Source organism: Camelimonas lactis (assembly GCF_004342915.1).
In the GTDB taxonomy this organism is placed as follows: domain Bacteria; phylum Pseudomonadota; class Alphaproteobacteria; order Rhizobiales; family Beijerinckiaceae; genus Camelimonas; species Camelimonas lactis.
In genome coordinates this window covers 52,588-77,867 of record NZ_SLWL01000008.1, presented here as the reverse complement: position 1 = coordinate 77,867, position 25,280 = coordinate 52,588, and the positions used below count along the sequence as shown (strand labels likewise).

Sequence of the window (25,280 nt, the reverse complement as noted above, 5' to 3'; positions counted from 1 at the left end):
CCCCCGAAACCAGCCGCAGCCTTCCCCGGTCCCTGTCGTCAGCGACAGGGACCGCCTTTCATGGCCCGGGGTTCGTGCTCCGGGCCGCCGCGTGGGGCTTACTTGCCGCCGAGCGCGCGCTCAACGGCGCCCGCCGCCCACTCCTCGGGCGAGATCTTGACCGCGCGCGCCTTCTCATTGACGGCGTCGATCACCGCCGGCGGCAGCGGCACGTTCAGGATGATTTCCTCGGCGCTTTCCAGCCCATAGACCAGCGGCACGACAATCGTGGCGAAACGCTGCACGCGGGCCACTTTCTGCTGGTCGGTCAGCGCGCTGTTGGCGGCGACCACCGGGCAGTAAGCGCTGATGAGATTGTCGATCACCAGGGTGCGGTTCGCCCCATCCTTGCGCAACCGGTCGACGGCGGCGTTAAGGGCGTCCGGAACATTCAGCGGGTCCTCCTTGCCAAAGCTCAGGCGCAGATCCTTCACCGCGGCCGGCTCCTCGCCCGCCTTGATCGCAGGACATTCAAAATGCCGGTCAGCGGCAAAAGCTGGAGCGGCGAACGCGACGGCAAGCGCGGCGGCGATGAAAGGGGTTTTCTTCAAGTCTCTTCTCCCTGTGTCCTGAAGTCCCTGAGTCCCCGAAGGGGACAATTGACAGCTCCGGCCCGGCGGGCCTGGCTCAGGCGTGCGGCTGCGCCTTTCCGGCGGCGCGCAGGAGGCCGCTCACGTCGCCCGCCTGATCCGCGACCCTGGCCAACGGAAGCACGCATGGGCCACCAAGGCCCGCCAGCGCCGTCAAATCGACGCTGACGAAATTGAGGCCGTTATAGTCGCGCACAAAAAACAGCTTGCGATCAAGATCGCTCATGCTGGTCCAGGAAGTAAACTCCGTTGCATAGGGCTCCGGTTCCGCCGCCTTGAGCCCCTGCACCTCCAGACCGCCGCCATTGGCGGAGCAATCGATGGAGACGCCGCGTGGGCGGTCGAAATTGTTCATGACATGGGCGAGCGTCCGCACCGCCGCGTCGGGGTTGGCGGCCTTCTCGGTGTATTGCGCGTAATACGTCGCCCGCACGAAGCGGCCGACCGAGGTGCTGGAAGACGGCAGGCCAGCGGTGGCGATGCCCGAATCCGGCTGCCGCGCCGCCAGGGCGCCGAAGGTGGCGCTCGAGCGGTCGACGTTGCTCAGGAAGGTGTAATTGTTGAGATTGGTGAGGTGCCAGTCGAACTCCGGCCCATTGGTCATGACGCCGACCGGATTGTCGAACAGGCGCATCGCCCCTTTGGTGAATTCGATGACCAGCGCCGCCCCGGAAGGGTCGTGGGCGACATAATGGAACGGCGACACGGCGCCGCCGAGCATGGCCAGCGGCTCCAGCAACACGGGCTGACGCCCGAGCCCGGCGCGCACCTCCGCCACCGTGGCGAAACTGCCGAGAATCCAGCCGCCCAGATCGGAGGCGGCCAAGGCGGCCCGGGTCATGTCCAGCGACTGCGCGCCGCCGGCCGACGGGTAGGACAGCAGGCTGAAGGTCAGCCCCTGGTCGTTCATGCCCTCGATAACCTTGAGATCATCCGGCCCCAGCGGCGCCGCTGCCGTCGGCGCCCGCCCAGGCATGGTGATGGCGACAAAATCGTGCAGCCGCCCAAACGTGACCGGCGGATGCCCGGCGACCTCCGAAACGCACTGCGCGCCTTTGGGGAAAACGGCGAGCTGGTAAGGCAGGGCCACCGTCAGTTCGAGCGTCCGGCCGAAGTAGGCCTTGCCGGCGGCGTCCTTGTAGACAAGCGACGTGCACATCCAGAAATCCCCCTGTCGGCCTTGTTATATCAAGCGGTACATGATCCGCGGCAAAAGGAAAATGGTCATATTCCGCGCCATCATCGATGCATGAGGCCAGACGCCGTATCGCGCGACGTCATGGCCCCCAGCACGAAGGCCAGATTGGCGGCGGCGACCAGCGAGGCGGCGTGGGCGTCGGCCTGGGCCTGGCGGGCGACAAGCAGGCCGCTGTCGGCGGCGGTGGCGGCGGTGATGGAGCCGACGCCAGACTTCCAGGCCGCGAACGCCGCGTCATAGGTAACCCGCGCCGCATCGGCCAGCGCCGACGCCGCCTTGTAGGACGCCAGCGCCGAGCGCAACGTGTCGGTAGCGACGATGATCTCGCGCACCGCGTCGTTCTTCACCCGGTTGAATGTGGTTTCGCCGGAATCGGCCAGCGCCTCCGCCTTGCGCAACTGGGCGGCGCGCAGGCCGCCGTCGTAGATCGGCATGGTCGCGCCCACCAGGAAGCCGGTGGTGGAGCCCTGCTGGCCAATGGTCGGCAGGCCCGTGGCGCTCAGGCTGTTGGAGCCGCTGGCGGCCACGGCGCTGAGGAACACCTTGGGCATGAACTCCGACTGGGCGGCGGCGACGCCGGCGCGGCTGGCTTTCATCGCCGCGTAACTGGCCAGCACGTCGGGACGGCGCGCCAAAGCGGCGCGGATGGCGGCGTCGGTCGGCGCCTGGAAGCTGGCCGACAGCGCACGGCCGCTGGCGTCGCGGATCTGCATCTGAGTCATCGGCGAGACGCCCATGGCGGCGAGCAGCGCCTGGTAGGCGCCGCGTTCGGCCCCCTGGGCCTGAACCAGGCCAAAGCGCGCCTGGGCGACCTGCTGTTTCGCCTGGGCGACCTCCACCGTGTTGCCGAGCCCCTTTTCCATGCGATCGACGGCGGCGGCTTCGATGGCCTGGCCGTTGCCCAGGGTTTGCGTGGCGATGCGCACGCGGCTGCGCGCCGCGCCATAGAGGAAATAGGCGCGGGTGACGTCGAAGATGATCTTCTGGTGCGCGCCGTTGAACAGCACATTGGCCGCCGCCGAATTGTGCCGGGCGGCGTCACGCAGGGCGCGACGCTGGCCAAAATCGAACAGCAGCCATTGCAGCGTGACCATCGGCGTGACGCCGCCGACAGTGGCGCTGGGGTCGCGCAGGCCCGGCAGGGCGGCGTCGGCGCTACTCCCCACCCGCTGGCGCCCGCCAATGACGCTGGCGGAAATCACCGGCAGATAGGTCGCCGCAACCATGCCTTCCGACAACGCCGCCTGACGCGCCTGCTGCCATGCGAGGCGCGTTGCCGGGTTGCGGCTCTGGGCGATGTCAATCAGCTCCGGCAGGTCATGGGCCCGCCTGGACGAAATATCCGGCGTCGCCTCCAGCGCGGCCACCTCCGGCTGTGGCGTGACGCTGAACGACGGCGCGCCGCCAGGCGCTTCCGCCGCCTGCCCGTCCTTTGGCTTCCAGGGCGCGGCGGGATGTTCCGGCGCATTCTCCAGCGCGCTGGTGGCGCAGGCCGCCAGGCTGCCGGCCGCCGCGATCAGCAGGCCCGACCGCAGGTGGCGGTTCATGCGTTTCATGATGAGCCAGCAGGCGTTCTGTAACGTCATGTTCTCATCCGGCGGCAAGCTGCGTGATGTGGCGCGCCCGCGCCAGCGTGTCAGGCGCATCACTGTCCGTCATGACGGCGGCCGGCGCCGGGGTCAACGCCGGGTCCCGTTCCGGCTCGAACGTCGCGGCGGCGCTCCGGAACAGGCGGGCCTCGTCATCGTGCGGCCGGTCGCTGAAGGTCACGGCCGGCAGCAGGGCGACAATTTCATCGATCACCCCGTACAGGCGACGCAACTCGGCTGGGGCCGGGCTCTGGCCGCGCGGTTCGAACGGCGTCATGTCCAGCGCCATTTTGGCCGCGGCCGTATCCGTGGCGACAGCGGCGATGTCATTCACGGCGTCGACCCGGGCGGCGGGAGCCAGGGCCGCCAGACGGGCGAGCGCCTCCAGCGCGCCCGAGAGGCGACGGCGGACTTCCACGGCCGCACTCCTGGGCCAGAAGTTAGTGAACATGATGAACACCAGCGTGTTGCCGAGCAGGATGCCGATAATCCGGTCCCGCGCCGACCCCATGTCGAGGCTGGGACCGAAGCCGTTGAGAACGGTGAGCAGGAACGCGAGGCCAATCTGCACGCCGCCATAGGAAATCCGCTCGTTTCCTGTCGACACCCAGGCGGCAGGCAGGATGGCGCAGAACACCAGCGCCATCAGCCCCCCCACGGAGGTGAGATGCGGCATGACGAACAGGATCGCCAGAATGCCCATCAGCGCGCCGATCAGGCAGCCGACAATACGCAACGTCAGCTTGTGCGCGGTTTCGCCAGTGGTGCCCAGGGCCGCCACGTAACAGGTGACCATGGCGGTGGCGATGCCCTCCCAGTCCAGCAGGGAGTAGATCAGATAGGCCAACACCGCCGCCGCCGTGGTTTTGAGGGCGTAGCGCTGGTGATCCGGGTTGGTGAAGGCGTCAGGCGCCAGGAACGGAGCCTTCGCCGGGGTGGTCGCCATGCCGCCGTCCGGCGCGGCGAGACCGGCCAGCGACCGCCAGATCACCGCCAGGGCCGGCGCGCCCCCCGTTGCGCCCTCCGGCGCCATGGGCAGGGGCAGCGGCGCGCGACGGCGCACCGCCAGGGCGGCGCGGCGGCATCCATCAGCCAGGGAGCGGCGCGCGGCGTCGCCGCCGGCGTCGGCCGGCGCCGCGGCGGCGGCCAGCAGCAACCGGTAGGCGGCGGCGGCGGCGCCCGCCAGCCATTGCGCCTCGGCTTTGGGGGCGGTGTAAAAAATCCGGGTCATCAGCACCCGTTTGTCGACCTCGGCCTGCCCTTCCGCCAGCAGCGCCGTCGCCTGGCGCCGGTCACCCGTTTCCAGCAAACCGGCGGCGGCCTCCAGACGTTCCGCCACCGTCCGGCGCAGCAGGGTGTGCGGGCCGGTTCCGAGCACCAGACAGAAGCCGATCATCAGCGCCATGGGCATGCAGGCCATCGCCCAGGCATAGAGCAGGCCGCGCGTGACAATCTCGCCGACCGGAACCAGATCCACCATGGTCAGGATAAAGGCGATGACCAGACCGATGATGGCGCCGATCTCGCCAAGCTGCGACGCCGAACTCAGGAACAGAAAAAGAAACGTCGCCCCGGCGATCACCGCCAGGCGCAGCAACGGCGTCTCCGCCAGCGCCTGGATCAGCGGCGCCATGCCGAACACCACAAGGGTGGCCAGAATGATCAGGCCGATGGCCTGGCCGACGCACTCGGCGCCGTTGGGCCGCATCAGAAAGATGATCAGATAGCAGCTGATGGCTGATTCCGGGATCCGGTGCATCATCGCCACGGCGGCGGTGATGGCGCAAAGCAACGCCACGCGCCAGGTGAGGCCGAGGCGCCCCTCGAACGGTTGAAGATCGCTCCAGACCTGCCGGGCGATCATCCGCCACGGGGCGTCAGCAGCCGTCGCCATGGTGCACCATCGCGGTCGCGGAAGCGCCGACGCGCATCAGATCGTCGGGCGGATCGATGAGCCGGATACGGACCGGGAAACGTTGGGCGATGCGCACCCAGTCGAGGCTCCTGGGCGTCACTGGCAGGCCGCGGGGAATGCGGATCACATCCTCCGACGCCACGCCCCAGCTGATGCTCTCCACCCGGCCGCGGATCATCCGCTTGCGGTCGGACAGGGCGTAAACGACGGCGCAGTCGCCAACGCGGATCGCCGGCAATTCCGTCTCGGTGAACGGCGCGATCGCGAACCATGCGCCCGTACTGATGAGGGTGAACACCGACTGGCCGGGGATCACATACGCGCCAATGCCGGTGTTCAGGCTGGAAACCTTGCCGGCGAAAGGCGCGCGCACTTCGGTGTTGGCCAACGCCCGCTCCGCCAGCGCCAGCGCCGCCCGGCGGGCGTCCACCAGGGCTGCCGCCGCCGTCAGGCCGCCGACCAAAGCGTCCGCCGCATCCTTCTGGCGCATGGCCTGACGCAGGCTCACCTCCGCGTCCTGCTTCGCGGTGCGGGCGGTGTCCACCTCCTGGGCGCTGACATAACCCTTCGGGCGCAGCGCCGTCAGGCGGGCCAGGGTCTGCGTGGCCAGAGCCAGGTTGGATTTTGCCCGTGCGATCTGTTCATCGGCGATCATGGCGTTGTTCTGCTCGGCCACGACGGCGCGGCGCCTGTCCGCCAGCGCCGCCTCCGCGATGCGCAGATCCGCCGCCGCCTGGTCGCGCGCCAGCTGGTAGGGCTCTTTCTCAAGGGTGAACAGCAGGTCGCCCCTGGCTACCGCCTGGTTGTCCACGACGTGGAAGCTGGCGATGCGGCCGGGGACGCTGGCTGCAACCGCCACCGTCTCCGCGCTCAGGCTGGCGTCCTGCGACAGCGGATTGCGATCGGCCTGGCGCAGGAAGCGCTCGCTGCCCAGCACGGCGACGCCAATGATGATGAGGCCGGCCAGCGTTCCCCAGACCTTCAGCGCGCGCTGCTTGCCCGCCTGCGCCATGCGTTACCTGCCAAAGCCGAAAAAGGAAACCAGAAGGCCGATGATGACGGCGACCGCCACGTACACCGGCAGGCGCACGGGGAACATGTCGTCAAGGCCAACGCGGATGAACACGACGCGCACCAGCACGGCGCCAATGACGCCGATGAAAGCGCACAGCAGCCAGGCCGGGAAGTAAGCGCCGAACAGCGAAATGGCCGGCGCGCCCAGCGGGGCGCCTGGAGCGCCGGGGGCGCAGCCGGCCATGGAGCCCGCGCCCAGCGTCAGGATTGTCGATCGCGTCGCAAGACGGCGCGCCCCACGGCCGGGGCCAATGCGGCGTGCGCGGGACACCGCCGCCATCATGGCGCGCCAGGCCGGGCCAGATGCGGCCGGCGGGAGAGAACGGACGCCCCGCATGCACATGCCTTGAGGATGATCCTGGACGACAGGCAAGAAACCTCCACCGGAACGACCATGGGGAGCAACAGCGCCTCAGGGATCATCCTGAAGCATGCTGTATCCGGGAAAAGACGCAAGCGGGCTCACGACCAGATAAAGCTGTGCTTAGACATTTCCTGCCCCAGCGACAAGTCGATCACCGGGAAACCTGCCAAAATGACCAGAAGCTTTCCCGATGCCGGCGCCTGGCGGGCCCCGCGCCGCCATCAACGCCAGACGCTGGCCATGGCCGCTGCGATTTGGCGGGCGCCAGCATTAACGGGCGTCGCGCGCCGGCGCCCGCCGCATCACAAGGACGTAAATACGGCTGGCGACAACTTGACTTCAAACCCGGCGGGAAACCATAAATTTATGCGGGTGATTTCTTCATGGAAATCTCATTATGCCCCGCATGGGATCAGCAACGCGGAGTTATCGACGCCAGAATATCAGCAATTGAGCCTGAATTATCGTAAACTTGACTGTGGAGCAAACAATCATGCGGCCGCTTGACGTCATGTGGGTCGGTCTTGGCGGCGGAGCCGGATCGTTGTTGCGCTGGCAAATCGGCCGCCTGGTGGGCGAACGCTACCACGGCGGCTTCCCCCTCGGCACATTCCTCATCAATGTCAGCGGCGCCTTCGTTATTGGCTACCTGTCGGTCCTGTTCTCCGTTGACTGGCGCGACCGGTTCGGCGCGCCGCTGAACGCTGGCGTGCTGACCGGCGTTCTGGGCGGTTACACCACGTTCAGCAGCATGCAGCTGGACGCGCTCAAGCTCAGCAACGCGCAACGCGCCACAACCGCCATCGCCTATCTCGCCGGCTCTGTCGTCGCCGGCCTGCTGGCCGCAGCCGGCGGCGCGGGCCTGGCCCGCTGGCAGGGTTGAGGAGCGTCGCCATGATCAACGCCATCATCCTCGTCTTTATCGGCGGCGCCCTGGGCGCCCTGGGGCGCGAATTTCTCATGCTCGGGGTCCCCGATCCGTCAGACGGCTTTCCCATGCCGATTTTCGTCGCCAATGTCGTCGCTTCGTTCCTGCTGGGCCTGATCACCGGCCTGCACCAGCGCCGCGCTGTCACCGACGACGTCAATACGCTGGTCGGAACCGGCGTCATGGGCGGCCTGTCGACATTCTCAAGCTTCGTTTACGGCGCCGTCGTGGTGATGGGCGCCTCCGCCACTGGCATGACGGTCGCCCTCGCCTACCTGGCCGCGAGCCTGCTGATCGGCTACGCCGCGGTCTGGACCGGCTACCGGCTGGGCTTGCGGGGCGCCGCCTGAACCGGGCCTCCTGTTCACGTCAGGTACATGATCCAGGCCAGGGCGATCGCCAGGCAACAGACGGTGACCGGGGCGCCGGCGCGCGAGAATTCCATGAAGGAAACACGCACGCCGCAGCGCGCCGCCTGCTCGACGACGATGATGCCGGCCAGGCTGCCGAACACGACGAGGTTGCTGAAAAAGCCCGTTCCGACAGCCAGCGCCGCGCCGAGCGCATCGGCGTCCACGCCCGGTTGCAGGAACGGCGTCAGCAACATCACCGTCGGATTGTTGCCAATTACGTTGCTGAGCAGGCCGCCCACCAGACACAGGGTCACCGGATTGTTCAGGTCGACGCCGGCATTGCGCAGATCATGCAGCCATTGTTGCGGCAGGCCGGTCAGGTCAAGCGCGGCGTTCACCACGAACAACCCCATGATCAGCAGAAGCAGATTGCCGTCCACATGGCCGAGCATGTCGTTCGAGGCGATCTTGCGGTTCAGCAGCAGCACGCCGGCGGCGGTGAGCGCGATGATCTCGCGGGGCCAGTGACCGGAGATGAACGCCGCCATCACCGCCAGCGTAACCAGGGCGGCCTTGATGGTTTCCCATCTGTCCAGCGGCGGAACCGTCCCAGCCGGCGGCAGGGGCGCGTCCTGACCCGCCGGCAGCGCCCAGCGTCCGCGATACATGAAGGCGACCACGGCCCACACGACAGGAAATGACAGCAGCGCCGGAAGCGCCGCCACCCGTATGAAGCCGCTGAAGGACAGGCCAAGCCCCTGGGCGACGATCATGTTCTGCGGGCTGCCGCTGATCATGCCCACGGATCCGGTGTTCACGCCAAAACAGAAGGCGAGCAGAAACGGGACGGGGTTGAGCTTGCGGGCCATGGTGATGGACACGAGCAGCGGCGTCATCGCCACCATCACCACGTCCTTGGTGAGGACGGCGGCCAGCACGCCGCCGACCACGATCAATATGGCGAGGAGCATGGGCGGACTGACCGGCATGATGGCGACGCGCTGCGCCAGCCAGGCGTAGAAACCCGATACGACAAAGGCCGTCGACACCACCATGAGGCCAAACAGCATGCCCAGGGTGCGATAGTCGACGGCTTCCCAGGCTCCCTTCGGCGAAATCGCTCCGAAGACGATCATGGCCAGCGCGCCCACCACCGCCGCGCCGGTGCGGTCCACCCGCAGACCCGGCAGTTTGCCGAACGCCATGGCGACGTAAACCAGGATGAAGATGATGAGGGTGACGTTCATCCAGCATTCCTGGGGTCGGGCGCGTTCTGGCAATCCGGTGAGGCTTCGCAACGCGCAATAAAACGGCGCCGCCCGGCTGGATCGATGACCGGGCGGCAGGTTTTCGGGCGCCATGCCGGCTGGCGAGCGACGCCGCCGCCGGCATGACGCGATGTCCGGGCGTTTCTGGATGCGGATGCGACCGCATTCAGCTTCATTCAGCCCGCTTGCTGTCCATGTTCCAGAGATTGACAGCGCGCTCGCCGGTCTCGGCCACATCCAGACCCGCGAGCTGGACTTCTTCCGGCACGCGCAGAATGCCCATGGCGTCCAGCGCCTTCAGCAGGACCAGCGTGATGATCACCGCCCAGGCGGCGACGATCGCCACGGCGAGCGCCTGAACGCCAAGCTGATGGGCGCTGGCCTGCACCTGGTTGATGTGGGAGCTGGCGAGGACGCCGATCAGCAACGCCCCGGTGACGCCGCCAACGCCATGGGCGCGCCAGACCTCCAGGGTGTCATCGATCTTCAGCCATTTCTGCACATACCTGGCGTAATAGCAGACCGTCGCGCCGGCGGCGCCGATCAGCAGGGCCGCCATGGGTTCGACATAACCCGAAGCCGGCGTGATGGTGGCGAGGCCGGCCACGGCGCCGACCAGCACGCCGGAGAACGACGGGCGACGGGTTTCGAGCCATTCCCAGAACATCCACACCAGCATGGCGATGGAGCCGGCCAGCATGGTGTTGGTGAAGGCATAGGCCGCCAGCGCATCCGCCGCATAGGCGCCGCCGGCATTGAAGCCAAACCAGCCGAACCAGAGCAGGCCCGCGCCCAGCGCCACGAGCGGCAGGCTGGCCGGCATCGATTCCTTCTCACCAACGCCCAGCTTGCGTTTGCCCAGATAAGCGGCGGTCGCCAGCGCCGAGAAGCCGGCCGCCGTGTGGATGACAATGCCGCCGGCGAAATCCACCACGCCCATCTTTGCAAGGAAGCCGCCGCCCCAGATCCAGTGCGCCGCCGGCAAATAGACCAGGCCGGTCCAGAACGCGATGAACAGCAGATAGGCGCCGAACTGGAAGCGGCCCACGAAGGCGCCGGTCATCAGCGCCGGCGTGATGATGGCGAACATCATCTGGTAGGCGAACACCATGATGAACGGCACGCTCTTCGCATAGGCCGGATTTGGCCCAATGCCGACGTGATACATGCCGAAATACGTGGAGATGTTTCCAATCACCCCGTTAATGTCCGGGCCAAAGACGAGGCTGAAGCCGCCAAACACCCAGATCAGCCCGACCACGCCCATGCAGACGAAGTTCTGGATCATGATCGACAGCATGTCGCGCTGCTTCACCAGCCCGCCATAGAACAGGGCGAGCGCGGGGGTCATCATGCACACCAGGGCGGTGCACATCAGAACAAAGGCGGTGTCGCCTGCATTGATGCCTTGCATGGTCTTTTACCCTTGGCAGAAGGGCGGGAGCGCCCTGCCGGACAGTCCCGCCGAAGGCACTGGAGGCGCGGCGGCCCGGAAGCCGCCGCGTCGGGTCATTTGGCGGCGGGCGCGTCGCCCACCGGATGCCCGCTGACCGGGCGGTGCGGATGCGGCGCCAGCAATGACTTCGGCGCGATGAACAGGTACATGGTCAGCACATAGGGGGCCGTGAACGACGGCAGGCCGGACGGCGGCATGATGACGTCGAAAGCGCCCTGAACGAAGACGCAGGTGACCGTGGCGAGCAACGCGTAAAGCGCCGCCTTCATGGACGGATTGAGGAAGATCACGCCCACGGCGAGGGCGGTCAGCACCGGGCTGAAGCCATACAGCCCCTGGGCGACCGTCGCCGGATTGGCCCCCATGCCGATGGCGACGACCATGGCGATCAACGACCCCGCCGCCGTGGCGACGCCGGCCGGAACCGAGGCGATGAAAATGCCGGCGAGGATAATCGCGCCGCTGATCTCGTTGCCCAGCAGGAAGACCTGGCCAATATTGCGGAAGAAGATGCGGACCAGATCCAGCGCGGGAGGAATGGCGACCGCGCCCTGCACATAATCCGCGGCGAGCTTCGGCGCATCCCCGGTTACCTGCAGGCCGCCAAATGTATAGGCGCCAGCCACCATCAACCAGCCGGTGAGCACGAACGGCCCGGTTGAACCCGGGATGCCCCAGCTTTTGGTGAGGGTGGCGCTGAAGGCGGCCGTCACCACGGTGCTGGCGGCGGAGCCAACAATCACATAGACCCACAACTGGGGAGACGCCGCGATGAAGGTTGGCAACGCCGCCCCCACCAGCACGCCATTAAAGCCAAACAGGCCGGCCCTGATGGACGGCCCGTCACAATCCAGCAGCCATGCCGTGAGGGTCGCCACCACCACGCCAATCGCGGCGCCGATGACCGTCGCCCAATTGCCGGACGCATAAGACGCCCAGCCCACGGCGGCAAAGAACAGGACGCCTGTCAGGGCGTTCTCCATGAAGAACACCTGGCTGGCCCCGCGCAGGCACACTGTTAATGGGTCGTTTCTCTCTCCCGACATGCTCCGCCCCTTTCCGGTTGTCTTGCGTCGCACAACGTCTCTTGCGTCAATCGTCGCCTGAAAGCCGGCCCATCCCGCCTTCGGCGCCTTCCGCTCCATTGTCGCGCGCCGCCCCCTGGGCGCAGCTTTCTGAAACCAGCCGGCGCACATGTCCTCGCGCACGTGTCTGGCCCCCGCCGCCCACGCTTATCCGGCGGCCGCCAACCTGCAGCCGCTCAGCGCCACAAAAACTCCTCCGGCAAGGTGCGCCCGCGCGCTTCCTCACGAACGATCCGCCAGAACCGGCGCACTTCCTGACGCACGTCGTAACTTTCAACGCCCACCACCCGCAGCATGAGGCCGGCCCCATTGGGCAGACGGCTGACGCCAGCGATGGCGCGCCGCTCCTCCGCCGGGAACAGCGTCCCGAAACGCTCCCGGATGCGCGCCGCCACGTCCGGCGGCGTCAGGCACATGATGCTGGCGAAGGCGTCGAAGCCGCGCATCACGGCGGCGAAGTTCACCGTTGGATCGCCCTTTTCGATCAGCAGCTTCTCGGCGAACAGCTCCCGTCCGCCAGGGCGCCGCACCGACACCGCCATGGATAGCAGGTCGAGCCCGAAGCGCTCGTCCTCATGGTGGTGCTTGCGGCCGCTCATCAGCATCTCGCCGTAAAGCACCGTGGCGTCCTCAGCGACGGTCACCTCGGTTTCGTTGATGAAACGGGAGCCTTTATAGGGAATGGTGAAATCCGGCAGGTATTCGAGATAGGCGCCGGAGGCCACGCGCACCGTCTGGTGCTGCGAGGCATAGTTGGCGTCCATCTGGTGAATGCGGTTGGCGCTCTGCGACGTCACCTGGGCGCAGGCGCCGGCCTCCACCGAGATGTCGATGCGGTAACGGTCGCCCTGCAACACCCCGCCGCCCACCGAAATGATGGGACAGATCGGCAGCTCCGGCATGGCCTCGTCCCAGTACAGCGCCTGCTGCACCAGCAACGGCGCCACCCGGTAGAGATCATGCAACACCGAGCGCCCGTCGCGCAGGGAAAAGCCAAGCCGCAATTCACCCACCTTGCCGGGCGCGGCGGCGCGCATCTGCCGGGGCTGGGTCTGGTAACCCTGCACCTCACGGGCGGCGTCGAGCCGGCCCAGGCGCTCGTGCAGCGTCATGGCCATCACCCGGCGACAGGCGTCGACGCGGGCGTTCTGGCCGGCGTTGTCTGCACGTCGAACAGGGCCATGTCCATGATGAGGGCGATGAGGTCGTCGATGCCCTCGCCGGTCTTGCAGTTGGTGAAGACGAACGGCTTCTTGCCGCGCATCAGCTTCGAATCCCGGTCCATCACCTCCAGGCTGGCGCCGACGTAGGGCGCGAGGTCCTTCTTGTTGATGACCAGGATATCCGACTGGCAGACCCCGGCGCCGTTCTTGCGCGGGATCTTGTCGCCGGCCGCGACGTCGATGACGTAGATGTAGAAATCCGCCAGCGCCGGGCTGAATGTCAGGGTCAGGTTGTCGCCGCCGGACTCGATCATGATGACGTCGCTGTCGGGATATTTCTCCTCCAGCTCCTCGACGGCGGCGATATTCATCGACGGATCCTCGCGCACCGCCGTGTGCGGGCAGGCGCCGGTTTCCACGCCGACGATCTTTTCCTCGATCAGCACGCCGTTGAGGGTGCGGCGCACCTGTTTGGCGTCCTCGGTGGTCACCACGTCGTTGGTGATGATCAGCGGCTTGACGCCCATGTCGATCAGGCGCGGCGTAATGGTTTCGATGATCGCCGTCTTGCCGGAGCCGACGGGACCGCCAATGCCGATGCGGGTGATCTTCTTCATTGTGCCTGACCTCTTGCAGGGCGGCGCGACGCCGGCCCTCAGTTCATGAACAGCCGGACGTGCGTCGTCGTGTGATGCGCCACCAGCACGTCGAACACCGGCGCGAACACCGACATTTCATCCAGCGACAGATCGCGCACGGCCTCATAATCCTCCTGCACGCGCTGTTGCGTCGTAAACAGGATGCGCTGCGTATCGAGATGATCAATCCGCATCAGCCGCACCGCCGCGCTGAGGATCATCGAAGCCACGCCATATTGATGCATGACGAAGGTTTCCGCCTCGTCCGCCCCCATATGGGCGAGCGCGATGGCCTGGCCGACGGGAAAGCAACCGGGCGTCGCGCCGGCCCGGATGTCGCCCAGCCAGCGCTCCAGCATCGGGAAATCGCTGATCTTCAGCGCCAGTTCAGCCAGCTTCTTGCCCATGCGGGCCAGCATCATCTGCTGTTCCTCACCAACCCGCCGGCTCCACAGGGCGGCGTCAGCGGCGCGGATCGCCCCGTAATCCCCCGCCCGCATGGCCCGGCTGGCATGCAGCAAGGCCACGCCGTCCATGCGCGCCGCCTGGCGCACCGCCAGTTCGACAAACTCCCGCAGGCTGGCGGGATCGGTCACCACGCCGGTTTGCAACGCCGACTCCAGCCCGTTCGAGAAGGCGAAGGCGCCGACCGGCAGGGTGGAATCCGAAAACTGGAGCAGTCGCGCCAGATGCGTCATGTCGCGCGGCGCGGACAGCCCGTCAGACCTCGCCTCCGACATCAGCTCTCCCTGGCGTGAGGATGGGGGTGGGGATGAACGTGAACATGATCGTGACCGTGCGCATGGGCATGGTCCTGATCGCCGTGGCAGTGGCCGGCGTGATCGTGGTCGTGACCATGCTCATGCGCATGCGTGTGGCTGTGGGCGTGCGCATGCCGCTCGCCGCCTGCGTGCGCATGTTCATGGCTGTGCTGGTGGCTGTGGGCGTGCGCGTGAGTCATTCCCTCAGCATGCTCATGGCCGCCGTGGTGATGATGCGGCGTGGCGTCTGCGCCGGCGAACAGCAGCCGCACCTCGCGGGCGTCCAGTTTCGCTGCGATCTCCTCCCCCGGCGCGAAACGCGTGCTCACATGGGCGAAGGCATGGGTGCGCATCACCGAGGCCATGACCTTCTGGTCCACCGACAGCGGCACGTAAACCGTGCTGCCCTTGATCACGGCTGGCCAGTGCTGGTTGCCGAGGCCGTGGCCCAGTTCGAAGCTGGCCCGGAGGATTTCCGACGGAGACAGGCTTTCCAGCCCCTCCAGTTCAATGACCAGAACTTCTTTCAGCGCCACGCGGGCGACAACAATGACGTTCTGCGCGTCGTCGGCGTACAGCACGTCGCCGTCATGCAGGTGCTCGGAGCGCGGCAGCGAGATCGCCAGCTCGACGCCGCCCTCGCTGGCCTTGCGCAGGCGGTTCTTCGGCGCTTCCCACTGTTCGAGCACCAGGTGGTCGATGCGCGCCGTCCGGGCGCGCGCGCTCCAGGCCGGATCATTGATATGGCCGAGCTTCTTCTCAACGAGGATCATGCTTCCTCCGCTACGTCCGTGCAGGCGCGATCGCGCGCCGGCGATCATGGGACCGCGCCGCTGGCGCAAACACCGGTCCGGCCGGACCGGAGCCTGTCCTGTTGATTGAGCGCTTCCGGCAGGGCGTCCGCCCGCCGGAAGCGCCGGCGGCTCAGCTGAAGAAGTGCAACTGGGTCAACGGCAGATGGGTCGCCGGCTCGATCGTCGCATGCTCGCCATCCACCGTCACCGCGAAGGTTTCGGGATTGACCTCAATGGTCGGCAACGTGGCGTTGCGAACCATGGAGGACTTGCTGATGGTGCGCGTGCCATAGACCGGAATGACCTGCGACTGCAGCCCATAACGCTCCGCGATCCCGTCCTCGAAACCAGCATGCGAGGTGAACGTCACGCGCGTCTTCGCAAGGGCGGAGCCCATGGCGCCAAACATCGGCCGGTAGCGCACCGGCTGGGGCGTCGGCAGCGACGCGTTGGGATCGCCCATCAGCGCCCAGGAGATCATGCCTCCCTTGATGACCATTTTCGGCTTGGCGCCGAAGAAGGCCGGATCCCACAGCACCAGGTCGGCCATCTTGCCGACCTCGACCGAGCCGATCACCTGGCTGACGCCCTGGGCGATGGCGGGGTTGATGGTCACCTTGGAGACGAAGCGCAGCACGCGCGCGTTGTCGTTGCCCGAGGCGTCGCCCGCGTAGGCCCCGCGCCGGGCCTTCATCAGATGCGCGGTCTGGATGGCGCGGGCCCAGTTCTCACCGACCCGACCCATGGCCTGGCTGTCGCTGGAGAGGATCGAGATCGCCCCCATGTCGTGCAGCACGTTCTCGGCGGCGATCGTCTCGACGCGCACGCGGCTTTCCGCGAAGGCCACGTCCGTGGGGATCTTCGGGCTGAGATTGTGACAGATCATCGTCATGTCGAACAATTCGGCCTGGGAGTTGATCCCGTAAGGCAAGGTCGGATTGGTCGAGCTGGGAATGACGTTGGAGACGCCCGCCACGCGGATGATGTCCGGCGCGTGGCCGCCGCCAGCGCCTTCCGTATGGTAGGTGTGAATGGTGCGCCCCTCGAAGGCGGCGATGGTGTTCTCGACGAAGCCGGCCTCGTTCAGCGTGTCGGTGTGGATGCAGACCTGAACGTCGTATTCATCGGCGACGCCAAGGCAGGCGCGGATGGCCGCCGGGGTGCTGCCCCAGTCCTCATGGATCTTGAAGCCCATGGCGCCGGCATGCAGCTGCTCGATCATCGGGGCTGGCGCCGAGCAGTTGCCCTTGCCGAGCACGCCAGCGTTAACCGGCCAGCCGTCGAACGAGCGGAGCATCATCTCGATGTTCCACGTGCCGGGGGTAATGGTGGTGCCGTTGGTGCCGTCGGAGGGACCGATGCCGCCGCCGAACAGGGTCGTCACGCCATTGCTCAACGCCGCTTCCGCCTGCTGCGGCGAAATGAAGTGGACGTGCGCGTCGATGCCGCCGGCGGTGAGAATGAGATGCTCGCCGGAGATGGCGTCCGTGCCCGCGCCCAGCGCCAGCCCTGGCGTCACCCCCGGCATGATGGCCGGATTGCCCGCCTTGCCGATGCCGCAGATCAGGCCATCCTTGACGCCCACATCCGCCTTGAGGACACCCTGAACGCCGTCAATGATGGTGACGTTGGTAATAACCAGATCCGGCGCGCCGGCGGCGCTGGTCAGTTCGTTGTCATAGCCCATGCCGTCGCGCAGGGTCTTGCCGCCGCCGTAGACAGCTTCTTCACCATAAACCCGCAGATCTTTTTCGATCTCGACAAACAGATTGGTGTCGCCCAGACGGATTTTGTCGCCAGTCGTCGGGCCGTAAAGGTCGGCGTACTGCCGTCTTGAAATCTTCGCCATCCCGGAGCTCCAGTTCTGGCGCGTTTCCGTCAGGGCAGGCCCATGGAAACGCCTGTTATCTGCTGCTGTTACGCAAAGCCGCCGTCGCGCGCCGGAATGTCCGGCGCCGCGAGGCGCCTCTCAGGACTTGTTGCGGAAGCCGTAGCGCGCGACGCGCTCCATGGCGTCGGCCAGGCGCGGCCGGTAATCATTGTAGTTTTCGTCACCGACCCAGCCGTTGACGAGCCCATTGAAACCGAGCACGCGCTGCTTGCCCTGATAGGGCACCAGCGTCACCTCTTTCTCATCGCCAGGCTCGAAGCGCAGGGCCGTGGTGGCGGGGATGTTGAGCCGCTTGCCAAACGCCTGTTCACGATCAAACTCAAGCGAGGCGTTCACTTCAAAGAAGTGAAAGTGCGAGCCGACCTGGACCGGCCGGTCGCCGGTATTGCGCACCTTCAGGGTCGTAGTCGGATAACCGGCGTTGATCTCGATATCATCCGACGCGAGCACAAGGCCGCCGACGGGCGTGGTGTTTGCATCCTTGGCCATCTTCGGCGCTCCCGTCACTTGATCGGATCATGAACGGTGATGAGGCGGCTGCCATCCGTGAAAACCGCCTCGACCTGCACGTAAGGGATCATCTCGACCACGCCGTCCATGACGTCGTCGCGGGTAATGGCCTTGCGCGCCAGCTCCATCACTTCCTCGACGGTCTTGCCCTCGCGCGCGCCCTCCAGGGCGGCGGTCGCGATCAACGACACGGTCTCGGGATGATTGAGCTTGAGCCCCTTGTCCTTACGCTTCTGCGCCACCTGGGCGAGCGTATAGATCATCAGCTTGTCGATTTCCCGGGGGGTAAAGTGCATCTGCCGCCTCCTTGCCGACCTGGGCATGCGCCCTCGCGCGTTCAGCATTCTGGTCCACGCCAGCGCTCTCTACCAGAGACAAATGACCGAAAGCCAACGTCAAACTGCCTGTCGCATCATGGATTTGACGTCGCGCCCGCGCCAGATGGAGAAAAGCGCGTCGTTAGCATCTGTAATCCTTGGACTTTCAACGGGCGACGCCCGCGCGCCCGTCCTCCGGTCAATTTCAGGTGTATCCACGTCGGGGGCCTTCCGGGCCGGGAAAAATCGCCCATCCCGGCGCAGCGTATGACAAATTGCGCGGGAGATCATATTGTTTCATTAAAACAATGCGCAACAAAACACCCATTCCGCCGGCCTCAGGACAACCGTAAACTTCGCTATACTGAACAGCCCGCCCGTCGCGCGGATGACTTCTGCGGAACAGGGGCCCGGGCCCGCGAGCAAGGGCGCAACACGCCGGGGAGAGCGCTCGCGCTTGACCAGGCGTCGTCGCCCACGCATGGAGCAGGACCGCGTTCCCTCACGGAACCGCGCCATCGGGACAGGACGGCGGCCTGACGGCGCCACGCCGGGCCAACGGCCGGGAAAGCGGATGGCCGGAAGGCGTGCGATGGCTGGCCTGTCCCAGTCGCGCAGGCGGCCGGTTTCAGGAATGGGCGGCGCCTTCCCGTGCGGATCGTTGCGGCGCGCACGCAATTTCACCATTTCGTTAATCCTGACGGGGACAATCCGGAAGAAGACGCAGGGATGGGAGGGGGAATGACGGACGGGGTTATCGCGCAGTTCAGCATCGCTGCGGTCGTGCTTGTCGCACTGGGCGGCGCGACATTTACCCTTGGGTGGATGATGCGCCGCAAGCGGGCGTGGTCGCGCAACGTCCTGGCCCACATCTGCCGCGTCGGCGGCCTGACCCTGATCGTGCTGACGCTACGCCAGACAGTCTATCTGGCGCTCTCCCTTTACCCCAGGCTGCATGTCAGTCAGGAAACCATCAATATCATCGCCGCGCTGGCGATCGCCCTGCTGTGGCTGCGCGAGCTGCTCCAGCTCATCAACCGGCTGACCAGCGCCCAGATCAGCAAGGGCAGCGACCCAACCTCGGCGCGCGCCGTCGCGCGGGCGCTCAAGGTGGCGGCGGGGTGTCTGATCGTGCTGCTCTTCGGGGAGCACTTCGGCATCGGCCTGTCGGGCCTGCTGGCCTTTGGCGGTATTGGCGGCATCGCCATCGGCATGGCCAGCAAGGAGGTGCTGAGCAATATTTTCTCGGGCATCATGCTGTTTTTCGACCGGCCGTTCCGCATTGGCGACTGGGTGTCGTCGCCGGACCGGAATATCGAGGGCACCGTGGTCGAGATTGGCTGGCGCCTCACCAGGATCATCACCTTCGACCATCGCCCGTTATATGTGCCGAACGCTGTGTTCTCGGCGATCAGCGTCGAAAATCCGGGGCAGATGACCAATCGCCGGATCAAGACCACGATCAGCCTGCGCTACGAAGACGCCCAGCGGGTGCAGCCCGTCGTCAACGACATTCGCGCCATGCTGCAAGGCAACGACAAGATTGATCATGACCATACGCTGCTGGTCTATTTTGAAGAATTCGCCGGATCGTCGCTGAACATCCTGGTGTATTGCTTCACGAAAACCACGGACTGGGCCGAATGGCTGGCGGCGCAACAGGAAGTCTACCTCGCCATTATCGACATCGTGCACGGTCACGGCGCGGATTTCGCCTTCCAGTCACAAACGCTTTACATCGCGAAGGACTGAAATGCCTCCGCGCGAAGCGGAGATCCGTTCTGGCAAACAAAATTCGTCACTCACGGAGCGGAGACTTTTTGTGCTGGCGGTCCTCATGGGTGCGGGAGGAAAACATGTCTGAGGTCACCCGCGTGGCGACGCCGCGCGAGGAGGAGCGCGATCCTTCAGCCGGCGCCCCTGATGGCGCTCCGATGCAGGAACTCCCGGGCTGGCTGGCGCGGGACGCCGCGACGTTGCGGGCGCATCCGGCCTTTCAGGACGCACTGCGGACTTACGCCGGGCTGATGACCAGAAAGCTCGAAAATGCCCCCGACCGCGTGCGTGTGGCCAGTGAGGAAGCATTGCTGCTCATCGGCATCGCCCTGTCCGCGATGCATCTGACGCGCGATCCGGCCAACCCCCGCTCCGGGGCGACCCTGACCCGCGCCCAGGTTTTCGCCGCCCGCACCGGCCTCGCCAGCCCCAGCCGCGTGGCGGCCCTCATCGGCCTGAAGAAACGCATGGGCCACTGGCGCCAGGTGGATGTGTCCGAAGACCGGCGCATCAAACGTCTCGAACCGACCGCAAAAGGCGAGCACCTTGCCGGACTTTACGCCAGAACGACCCTGACGCCGGTCCAGCTGCTGTCCAGCGGCGCCGACTATCTGACACTGCTGCAAACCGATCCGGATTTCCAGGGCCGGTTCGCCGCCGGGGCCGTCAACCAGTATCTGGGCGGCGTCCGCGCGCTCCGCGCCGCGCCGGACGTCAGCTATTTCATGCGTCAGGTCGCCGGTCGCCAGATCATGTTCAGGCTCTGGCTCGCCTTCGTGGAGCAGGACAACGGCTCCCGCATCATCACCTGCCCTTACGAGCGCCTCGCCGCCAGTTTCACCGTTTCGCGCGGTCACGTGCGGCGCATGGTCGAAGCGGGGCAGGCGCGCGGCCTGTTCGTCATCCATGCGCCTGGTGGTCAGGCAATCGAGATCCTGCCCAAATTTGTCGCCTTGCAGGAGATGGCCGGATCGCTGGTCTTCGCGCAGATCAGGCAAGCGGCCGACACCGCCGCGGCCATGACCGGGCGCGGTCGCATCGCCTGGGACATGTGAACGGGCGCCGGCGCCGCGACCAGCGCCTTCCCGTCCTCCCCGGGACCCGCGGTCCATGCCGCAGGTCCCGCCTTCGCCAGCGCTGTCATTCGCCGATCCGCGGACAACCCCCGGGGGCGGATCGTTCCGCCCCGGCGTCTCATCTCCCGGCGATGACCGTCGAGAACGCCACGTCGCGATCCACCTCCGGCTCCCGCGGCAGATCCAGCACGCGCTCGCCAATGATATTGCGCTGGATCTGGTCGGTGCCGCCGCCGATGGAGGTGAAGTAAGCGTTGAGGCTGAGGAAGTTGGCGTCCTCGGCGCGCGGATGGTCCGGCCCCTGCAACAGGCTTTCCGGCCCGAGCAGCTCCGTGCGCACCCGCCCCTCCTCGTGCAGGATCCGGCTCATGGCCAGCTTGCCCAGCGACATGATCGACGAGGACGTGCCCTGCCCCAGCTCAGCCTTGGCCCGGCGGGTGTTCAGGCTGTTGAGCATGCGCCATGCGATGACCTGGGCCACGTCCTGGCGCACCACGGGGTCCGACAGCTTTCCAGCCTCGCGGGCGAGTTCCAGCAGGGCGGCGTCGCCGTGGGCCTCCTTCGCGCCAGATCTGGCGCCGCGCGCCGCGTCGCCCATCACCGAGCGCTCATAGGCCAGCGCGGTCTGCAGCACGCCCCAGCCGCCGCCGAGGTTTCCAAGCAGGTTTTCCTCGGGGATGAACGCGTCGTCGATGAACACCTCGTTGAAGTGGCTTTCATCGGTGATCTGCCGCAGCGGGCGCACGTCGACGCCCTTCTGCCGCATGGGCATGAAGAAGAAGCTGATGCCCTTGTGCTTGGGCGCGCTCCAGTCGGTGCGGGCGATGAGCATGCCGTAGTCGGCGATATGGGCGCCGGAGGTCCACACTTTCTGGCCGGTGACGCGCCAGCCGCCCTCCACCCTGTCGGCGCGCGTGCGGATGGCGGCCAGGTCGCTGCCGGCGCCGGGCTCGGAATAGAGCAGGCACATGCCCACCTCACCCGCCAGCAGCTTCGGCACGATCTGTGGCTTGAAGGTTTCGGACGCGTGAGCCAACGCCGTGTTGGCCCACAGGTTGGAGCGGTCCTGGCCGGTTCCCGGCGCGCCGGCTTCGGCAAAGCAGTTCTCGACGATGCGCGCCTGGGCGTCGCTGAGGCCGCGGCCATACCACTGCGCCGGCCAGCGCGGAGCGGCCCAGCCGGCGTCACGCACCTTCGCCAGCCATTCGGCGCGCGGATCACGCCCGAAACGTTCGGTGCGCGGCGGCGCGCCGCGCCAGTTGGCCGCCAGCCACGCCGTGACTTCCGCCTTCAGTTCTTCGTCCGTCATGACCGCGCCTCCAGGGCCTGGATGAAACGTTCGCGCCAGTGGCGGCTGTCGCCAAACAGCTGGGCGCCGGAACGGGCGCGACGCAGATACAGGTGCGCCGGGTGTTCCCAAGTGAAGGCGATGCCGCCGTGCATCTGAACGCCGTCCTTCGCGCAGCGCACGTAGGCGTCGGCGCAGGCGAAACCGGCCAGCGCCAGCGCGACCTCGCGGTCCGCCCCGTCGCCCGCAAGCTGCGCCGCCGCGTGCCGCGCGGCGCTGGTGGCGCTTTCCGCTTCCAGCAGCAGGTCGGCGGCCATGTGCTTGATCGCCTGGAAACTGCCGATGGCCCGACCGAACTGCCGGCGCTCACGCGCATATTCCACGGTGAAATCCAGCACCCGCCGGGCGCCGCCCGCCTGATCGCCAGCCAGGGCCACCAGCCCGACGGCCAGCGCGCCGGCCACCCGTGATCCATCGCAAATCCGCTCGACCGGACCGTCAATATGCAGGTCCGCCAGACGGCGCGTGCGGTCGAAGACCGGCAATGGCGTGGCGGTGAAGGCGGCGCGCTCCACGGCGTAGACGCCGTCTTCACCCGCCAGCAGCGCCAGATCGGCGATCTGCCCGTCCGGCGTGAAGCGGGCGACGCCCTGCGCCCGGCCATTACTGATGCGAACCGCGCTCTGGCCGGTCCAGTCCCATGCTCCCAGGGGGGCGACAGCGACAATCAGCTCCCCGGCAGCCAGGGCGCGGGCCCGGTCGCCGTCAAGCAGTTTCGCGGCGATAGCGGTCGATATCATTGGCGCCGACGACAGCGCGGCGCCGATTTCCTCCATGACCAGCTCAAGCTCGACCGGCCCGAGGCCCGAGCCGCCATGCGCCTCGCCAACCAGCATGCCGGCGACGCCCAGATCGGCAAGCGCGCGCCACAGGGCGGCGTCATGGCCCGTGTCGGTGTCCATGAGCCGCCGCACGTCCGCTTCGGCGCAGCGGTCAGCGAGCAGCCGCCGCACGCTGTCGCGCAGGGCGGTCCGTTCTTCATGTGTCATTACCTGCGTCATGCAGCGTCTCTCTCCCAGGGGCGGCGGTTTCTTCGCGCCCGCCGCCGCGCCATTTATCCGGCCTGTTATCGTTGGTTCGCGCCAGCCCGCACGGAAGGTCAGGCAGTTCCCCTGCGGCGCCCAGCGTGCCCGGCGTGGAGAACGCTGGCTTCCGGAGCAGGCCCGCCCCCGGCGAAGACGGAGCGGCTGAAGCGGAAGCCCCGTCAGAGATCCGCTGGCCGGACCGCGCCAGGGCATTCCCTGGAAAAGCAGAGCCTGCTTTTTATGAAGGAAACGCCGTAAATCAGGAACAATGGGACGTTCCGGTGAACCGGTTTCGCCAGCATATCCTACGCGTCGAGCAGCGCGTTCATGCGTTCAACGGCTTCCAGATAACCTTCCTTGAAGTCCTGCACGACCTGGCCGGCGCTGCGCACATCCTCGATGAGACCCACGCCCTGTCCGACAAAATAGGTGACCATGTCGCGCGCCTTGTCATTGCCGTTTTCGGCGGCGCGGTCCACGGCGCGCAGGGCGCTTTCGCTGACCAGGCTCATGAACGGCATGGGCAGGGGGCCGGGGCTGTCCGGGCTGCTTTCCCAGGCGTCCGTCCATGTGGAGCGCAACTGGCGGGCCGGCTTGCCGGTGCGGCTGCGCACGCGCACGGCGTCGCGGCTGCGGGCGGCGACCATTTTCTCGCGGAAGATCGGCGAAGTCTCGCTTTCCGGCGTCGCCAGCCACACCGAGCCTGTCCAGGCGCCCGCCGCGCCCATGGCCATGCAGGCGGCCATCTGCTCGCCAGTCATGATGCCGCCAGCGGCGAGCACGGGCACGTCGCGAATGGCCCGCACCGCGCGAACCACCTCCGGCACCAGCACGAGCGTGCTGACCTCGCCGCAATGGCCGCCCGCCTCCGTGCCCTGCGCCACGATGATGTCGACGCCCGCCTCGACCAGCCGCACCGCGTGCTCGCGGGCGCCCGCCAGCGCGGCCACCGGCACGCCGTGCTTCCGGCCCATGGCGATCATCTCCGGCGGCGGCACGCCAAGGGCATTGGCGATCAGCCGGATGGGATGCTCGAAGGCCGCCTCCAGCGTGCGCAGCGCGGTTTCCGGATCGAACGGCTGGGCGCGGTTGCGGTAGCGGCTGCTGGCGTCATCAGGAAGCGTCACGCCGGCGTCGGCCAGCAGGTGGCCAGCGAACTCACGATGCGCGGCGGGAATACGCTGCTCCAGCGCGGCGGCCGAAACGCTGCCCTCCCCCCGGGTGGCGAGGTTCTCGGGAACCAGAACATCGATGCCATAGGGTTTGCCGTCGACGTGATCGTCGATCCACTTCAATTCCTCGCGGACCGTTTCCGGCGTGTGCGCCGTCGCGCCCAGAACGCCAAATCCCCCGGCGCGGCTGACCGCCGCCACCACGTCCCGGCAATGGCTGAAGGCCAGAAGCGGAAACTCGATTCCGAGCATCTCGCACAGTTGCGACGCCATGTTTCCTCCGCATCTGATTTCATATGATACCGTTCGTTATGCGAACTATATGACCGGGGAAAATCCTGTCAATCGGCGACAGGGCGCTGGCGCTTGCGATCAATCAGGTGGGCCAGCTCCTCGATGCTGGCGAGCAGCGGCTCGCTGTCGGGCATGTCAAGATATGCCGCCAGCTCTCCGGCAAGCTCACGTTCAAAGGCCGCATATTCCGCCAGACCCGGCGAGGTGAGGCGCAGCATTTCGGCGCGGCCATCGTCAGGATCGGCGTAGCGCTCGACCATCCCGCGCTTTTCCAGGGCGTTGACGAGAACGGAGGCGGTGGGACGGCCGATGCCGGAGAGCGAGGCCAGCTCGCTCGCCCGCCGTGGACCCCGTTTTAGCATCAGGAGAAAACGGTACTGGGCGACCGTCAGGGCGTGCGTCTGCGCCACCCGCTCCAGCACCCGGTGCAGCACCACGATGGTCCGCGTCAGAAGAATCCAGCGCCGGTCAGGCTCAGGCCCAGATGTCACAAATCGCCTCCACGCCATGGCGCGCGTCGCGCCGGTTGGCCGGCGCCAAACCCATCCATCCGTGGTGGATTTCGCCCCGTGCGCCGACAACCTGGCCTATCCGCACGAACAGACCAAGCGAATGATCCGGCGCGGTCGCCCGGGCGACCGGAGCGATCGCCTGTC

The 25,280-nt window shown here is 66.8% G+C and carries 24 protein-coding genes and 1 pseudogene; 5 read left to right on the top strand and 20 right to left on the bottom strand.

Translation table 11 applies throughout. The features are described from left to right. Nucleotides 1-98: 98 nt before the first annotated feature. The 6 genes from EV666_RS10265 to EV666_RS10240 form a co-directional block, all read right to left on the bottom strand. Nucleotides 99-590, bottom strand: a complete 492-nt coding sequence (locus EV666_RS10265) for a hypothetical protein (protein ID WP_132007090.1) — start codon at nt 588-590, stop codon at nt 99-101. A gap of 76 nt (nt 591-666) precedes the next feature. Next, entirely contained in the window at nt 667-1,788 is a 1,122-nt protein-coding gene (locus EV666_RS10260; protein ID WP_132007087.1) for a linear amide C-N hydrolase, read from the bottom strand. Between the two features lie 80 nt (nt 1,789-1,868). Further along, the gene (locus tag EV666_RS10255; protein ID WP_245514347.1) at nt 1,869-3,413 is read right to left on the bottom strand and encodes a TolC family protein; all 1,545 of its coding nucleotides are present in this window, start codon (nt 3,411-3,413) and stop codon (nt 1,869-1,871) included. A 4-nt stretch (nt 3,414-3,417) separates the two neighbouring features. Beyond that, nucleotides 3,418-5,310 (bottom strand): FUSC family protein, encoded by a 1,893-nt coding sequence (locus tag EV666_RS10250; RefSeq protein ID WP_132007084.1) that lies wholly within the window; start codon nt 5,308-5,310, stop codon nt 3,418-3,420. Further along, a complete protein-coding gene (mdtN, locus tag EV666_RS10245; protein ID WP_132007081.1) occupies nt 5,294-6,343 on the bottom strand; it encodes a multidrug transporter subunit MdtN in 1,050 nt (349 codons plus the stop codon). Before mdtN ends, EV666_RS10250 begins: the two co-directional genes overlap by 17 nt. A gap of 3 nt (nt 6,344-6,346) precedes the next feature. Then, complete coding sequence (locus tag EV666_RS10240; protein ID WP_245514346.1) at nt 6,347-6,676, bottom strand: YtcA family lipoprotein; 330 nt, start codon at nt 6,674-6,676, stop codon at nt 6,347-6,349. An 81-nt stretch (nt 6,677-6,757) separates the two neighbouring features. Between EV666_RS10240 and EV666_RS10235 the strand changes: the two genes are divergently transcribed. From EV666_RS10235 to EV666_RS10225, 3 genes are read left to right on the top strand one after another with little or no spacing between them, the layout of a single operon-like run. Next, nucleotides 6,758-7,276: a hypothetical protein gene (locus tag EV666_RS10235; protein WP_132007078.1), complete on the top strand. Its 519-nt coding sequence runs from the start codon at nt 6,758-6,760 to the stop codon at nt 7,274-7,276. Further along, nucleotides 7,263-7,652 (top strand): fluoride efflux transporter FluC, encoded by a 390-nt coding sequence (locus EV666_RS10230; protein WP_132007075.1) that lies wholly within the window; start codon nt 7,263-7,265, stop codon nt 7,650-7,652. Before EV666_RS10235 ends, EV666_RS10230 begins: the two co-directional genes overlap by 14 nt. 11 nt (nt 7,653-7,663) lie before the next feature. Next, nucleotides 7,664-8,047, top strand: coding sequence for a CrcB family protein (locus EV666_RS10225; RefSeq protein WP_132007072.1), 384 nt, complete (start codon nt 7,664-7,666; stop codon nt 8,045-8,047). A 14-nt stretch (nt 8,048-8,061) separates the two neighbouring features. Here EV666_RS10225 and EV666_RS10220 read toward each other — a convergent pair whose 3' ends face one another. The 10 genes and pseudogenes from EV666_RS10220 to EV666_RS10175 all read right to left on the bottom strand — a co-directional run bounded on the left by EV666_RS10220 (nt 8,062) and on the right by EV666_RS10175 (nt 17,912). Continuing rightward, nucleotides 8,062-9,297: an ArsB/NhaD family transporter gene (locus tag EV666_RS10220; protein ID WP_132007069.1), complete on the bottom strand. Its 1,236-nt coding sequence runs from the start codon at nt 9,295-9,297 to the stop codon at nt 8,062-8,064. 193 nt (nt 9,298-9,490) lie between these two features. Next, nucleotides 9,491-10,732 carry an ammonium transporter gene (locus EV666_RS10215; protein ID WP_132007066.1) on the bottom strand — a complete coding sequence of 414 codons (1,242 nt, stop codon included), beginning with the start codon at nt 10,730-10,732 and terminating at the stop codon, nt 9,491-9,493. 95 nt (nt 10,733-10,827) lie between these two features. Further along, nucleotides 10,828-11,820, bottom strand: coding sequence for an urea transporter (yut, locus tag EV666_RS10210; RefSeq protein WP_132007063.1), 993 nt, complete (start codon nt 11,818-11,820; stop codon nt 10,828-10,830). 215 nt (nt 11,821-12,035) lie between these two features. Beyond that, nucleotides 12,036-12,971 carry an urease accessory protein UreD gene (locus EV666_RS10205; RefSeq protein ID WP_132007060.1) on the bottom strand — a complete coding sequence of 312 codons (936 nt, stop codon included), beginning with the start codon at nt 12,969-12,971 and terminating at the stop codon, nt 12,036-12,038. Between the two features lie 5 nt (nt 12,972-12,976). Then, complete coding sequence (ureG, locus tag EV666_RS10200) at nt 12,977-13,639, bottom strand: urease accessory protein UreG (protein ID WP_132007057.1); 663 nt, start codon at nt 13,637-13,639, stop codon at nt 12,977-12,979. 38 nt (nt 13,640-13,677) lie between these two features. Continuing rightward, a complete protein-coding gene (locus EV666_RS10195; protein ID WP_132007333.1) occupies nt 13,678-14,358 on the bottom strand; it encodes an urease accessory UreF family protein in 681 nt (226 codons plus the stop codon). Between the two features lie 218 nt (nt 14,359-14,576). Continuing rightward, nucleotides 14,577-15,194 (bottom strand): annotated as a pseudogene (locus tag EV666_RS10190) (urease accessory protein UreE); the annotation flags it as partial. A gap of 151 nt (nt 15,195-15,345) precedes the next feature. Continuing rightward, nucleotides 15,346-17,064 (bottom strand): urease subunit alpha, encoded by a 1,719-nt coding sequence (locus tag EV666_RS10185; protein ID WP_132007051.1) that lies wholly within the window; start codon nt 17,062-17,064, stop codon nt 15,346-15,348. Between the two features lie 120 nt (nt 17,065-17,184). After that, on the bottom strand, nt 17,185-17,595 hold the full coding sequence (locus EV666_RS10180) for an urease subunit beta (protein ID WP_132007048.1): 411 nt from the start codon (nt 17,593-17,595) through the stop codon (nt 17,185-17,187). A gap of 14 nt (nt 17,596-17,609) precedes the next feature. Further along, on the bottom strand, nt 17,610-17,912 hold the full coding sequence (locus tag EV666_RS10175; RefSeq protein ID WP_132007045.1) for an urease subunit gamma: 303 nt from the start codon (nt 17,910-17,912) through the stop codon (nt 17,610-17,612). A gap of 762 nt (nt 17,913-18,674) precedes the next feature. On the opposite strand from EV666_RS10175, the gene EV666_RS10170 reads away from it, so the two are divergent. Together EV666_RS10170 and EV666_RS10165 are read left to right on the top strand one after the other, a co-directional pair. Continuing rightward, the gene (locus EV666_RS10170) at nt 18,675-19,685 is read left to right on the top strand and encodes a mechanosensitive ion channel family protein (protein WP_132007042.1); all 1,011 of its coding nucleotides are present in this window, start codon (nt 18,675-18,677) and stop codon (nt 19,683-19,685) included. 104 nt (nt 19,686-19,789) lie between these two features. Continuing rightward, complete coding sequence (locus tag EV666_RS10165; protein WP_132007039.1) at nt 19,790-20,764, top strand: hypothetical protein; 975 nt, start codon at nt 19,790-19,792, stop codon at nt 20,762-20,764. A gap of 139 nt (nt 20,765-20,903) precedes the next feature. Here EV666_RS10165 and EV666_RS10160 read toward each other — a convergent pair whose 3' ends face one another. From EV666_RS10160 to EV666_RS10145, 4 genes are all read right to left on the bottom strand, one after another. Continuing rightward, the gene (locus tag EV666_RS10160) at nt 20,904-22,094 is read right to left on the bottom strand and encodes an acyl-CoA dehydrogenase family protein (RefSeq protein ID WP_132007036.1); all 1,191 of its coding nucleotides are present in this window, start codon (nt 22,092-22,094) and stop codon (nt 20,904-20,906) included. Then, nucleotides 22,091-23,122 (bottom strand): acyl-CoA dehydrogenase family protein, encoded by a 1,032-nt coding sequence (locus EV666_RS10155; RefSeq protein ID WP_132007033.1) that lies wholly within the window; start codon nt 23,120-23,122, stop codon nt 22,091-22,093. The genes EV666_RS10160 and EV666_RS10155 overlap by 4 nt, the downstream gene beginning before the upstream one ends. Nucleotides 23,123-23,463: 341 nt before the next feature. Beyond that, nucleotides 23,464-24,603, bottom strand: coding sequence for a nitronate monooxygenase (locus EV666_RS10150; protein WP_132007030.1), 1,140 nt, complete (start codon nt 24,601-24,603; stop codon nt 23,464-23,466). Nucleotides 24,604-24,671: 68 nt separating this feature from the next. Next, a complete protein-coding gene (locus EV666_RS10145; protein WP_165909966.1) occupies nt 24,672-25,115 on the bottom strand; it encodes a MarR family winged helix-turn-helix transcriptional regulator in 444 nt (147 codons plus the stop codon). Between the last annotated feature and the right edge of the window lie 165 nt (nt 25,116-25,280).

Coding starts and splice junctions, on each gene's coding strand:
- EV666_RS10170 (WP_132007042.1), top strand. CDS start 18,675: ATGACGGACGGGGTTATCGCGCAGTTCAGCATCGCTGCGGTCGTGCTT.
- mdtN (WP_132007081.1), bottom strand. CDS start 6,343: ATGGCGCAGGCGGGCAAGCAGCGCGCGCTGAAGGTCTGGGGAACGCTG.
- EV666_RS10235 (WP_132007078.1), top strand. CDS start 6,758: ATGATCCTGGACGACAGGCAAGAAACCTCCACCGGAACGACCATGGGG.
- EV666_RS10175 (WP_132007045.1), bottom strand. CDS start 17,912: ATGCACTTTACCCCCCGGGAAATCGACAAGCTGATGATCTATACGCTC.
- EV666_RS10230 (WP_132007075.1), top strand. CDS start 7,263: ATGCGGCCGCTTGACGTCATGTGGGTCGGTCTTGGCGGCGGAGCCGGA.
- EV666_RS10180 (WP_132007048.1), bottom strand. CDS start 17,595: ATGGCCAAGGATGCAAACACCACGCCCGTCGGCGGCCTTGTGCTCGCG.
- EV666_RS10160 (WP_132007036.1), bottom strand. CDS start 22,094: ATGACGGACGAAGAACTGAAGGCGGAAGTCACGGCGTGGCTGGCGGCC.
- EV666_RS10195 (WP_132007333.1), bottom strand. CDS start 14,358: ATGACGCATCTGGCGCGACTGCTCCAGTTTTCGGATTCCACCCTGCCG.
- EV666_RS10215 (WP_132007066.1), bottom strand. CDS start 10,732: ATGCAAGGCATCAATGCAGGCGACACCGCCTTTGTTCTGATGTGCACC.
- EV666_RS10150 (WP_132007030.1), bottom strand. CDS start 24,603: ATGGCGTCGCAACTGTGCGAGATGCTCGGAATCGAGTTTCCGCTTCTG.
- ureG (WP_132007057.1), bottom strand. CDS start 13,639: ATGAAGAAGATCACCCGCATCGGCATTGGCGGTCCCGTCGGCTCCGGC.
- EV666_RS10155 (WP_132007033.1), bottom strand. CDS start 23,122: ATGACACATGAAGAACGGACCGCCCTGCGCGACAGCGTGCGGCGGCTG.
- EV666_RS10250 (WP_132007084.1), bottom strand. CDS start 5,310: ATGGCGACGGCTGCTGACGCCCCGTGGCGGATGATCGCCCGGCAGGTC.
- EV666_RS10220 (WP_132007069.1), bottom strand. CDS start 9,297: ATGAACGTCACCCTCATCATCTTCATCCTGGTTTACGTCGCCATGGCG.
- EV666_RS10260 (WP_132007087.1), bottom strand. CDS start 1,788: ATGTGCACGTCGCTTGTCTACAAGGACGCCGCCGGCAAGGCCTACTTC.
- EV666_RS10255 (WP_245514347.1), bottom strand. CDS start 3,413: ATGACGTTACAGAACGCCTGCTGGCTCATCATGAAACGCATGAACCGC.
- EV666_RS10185 (WP_132007051.1), bottom strand. CDS start 17,064: ATGGCGAAGATTTCAAGACGGCAGTACGCCGACCTTTACGGCCCGACG.
- yut (WP_132007063.1), bottom strand. CDS start 11,820: ATGTCGGGAGAGAGAAACGACCCATTAACAGTGTGCCTGCGCGGGGCC.
- EV666_RS10225 (WP_132007072.1), top strand. CDS start 7,664: ATGATCAACGCCATCATCCTCGTCTTTATCGGCGGCGCCCTGGGCGCC.
- EV666_RS10205 (WP_132007060.1), bottom strand. CDS start 12,971: ATGACGCTGCACGAGCGCCTGGGCCGGCTCGACGCCGCCCGTGAGGTG.
- EV666_RS10165 (WP_132007039.1), top strand. CDS start 19,790: ATGTCTGAGGTCACCCGCGTGGCGACGCCGCGCGAGGAGGAGCGCGAT.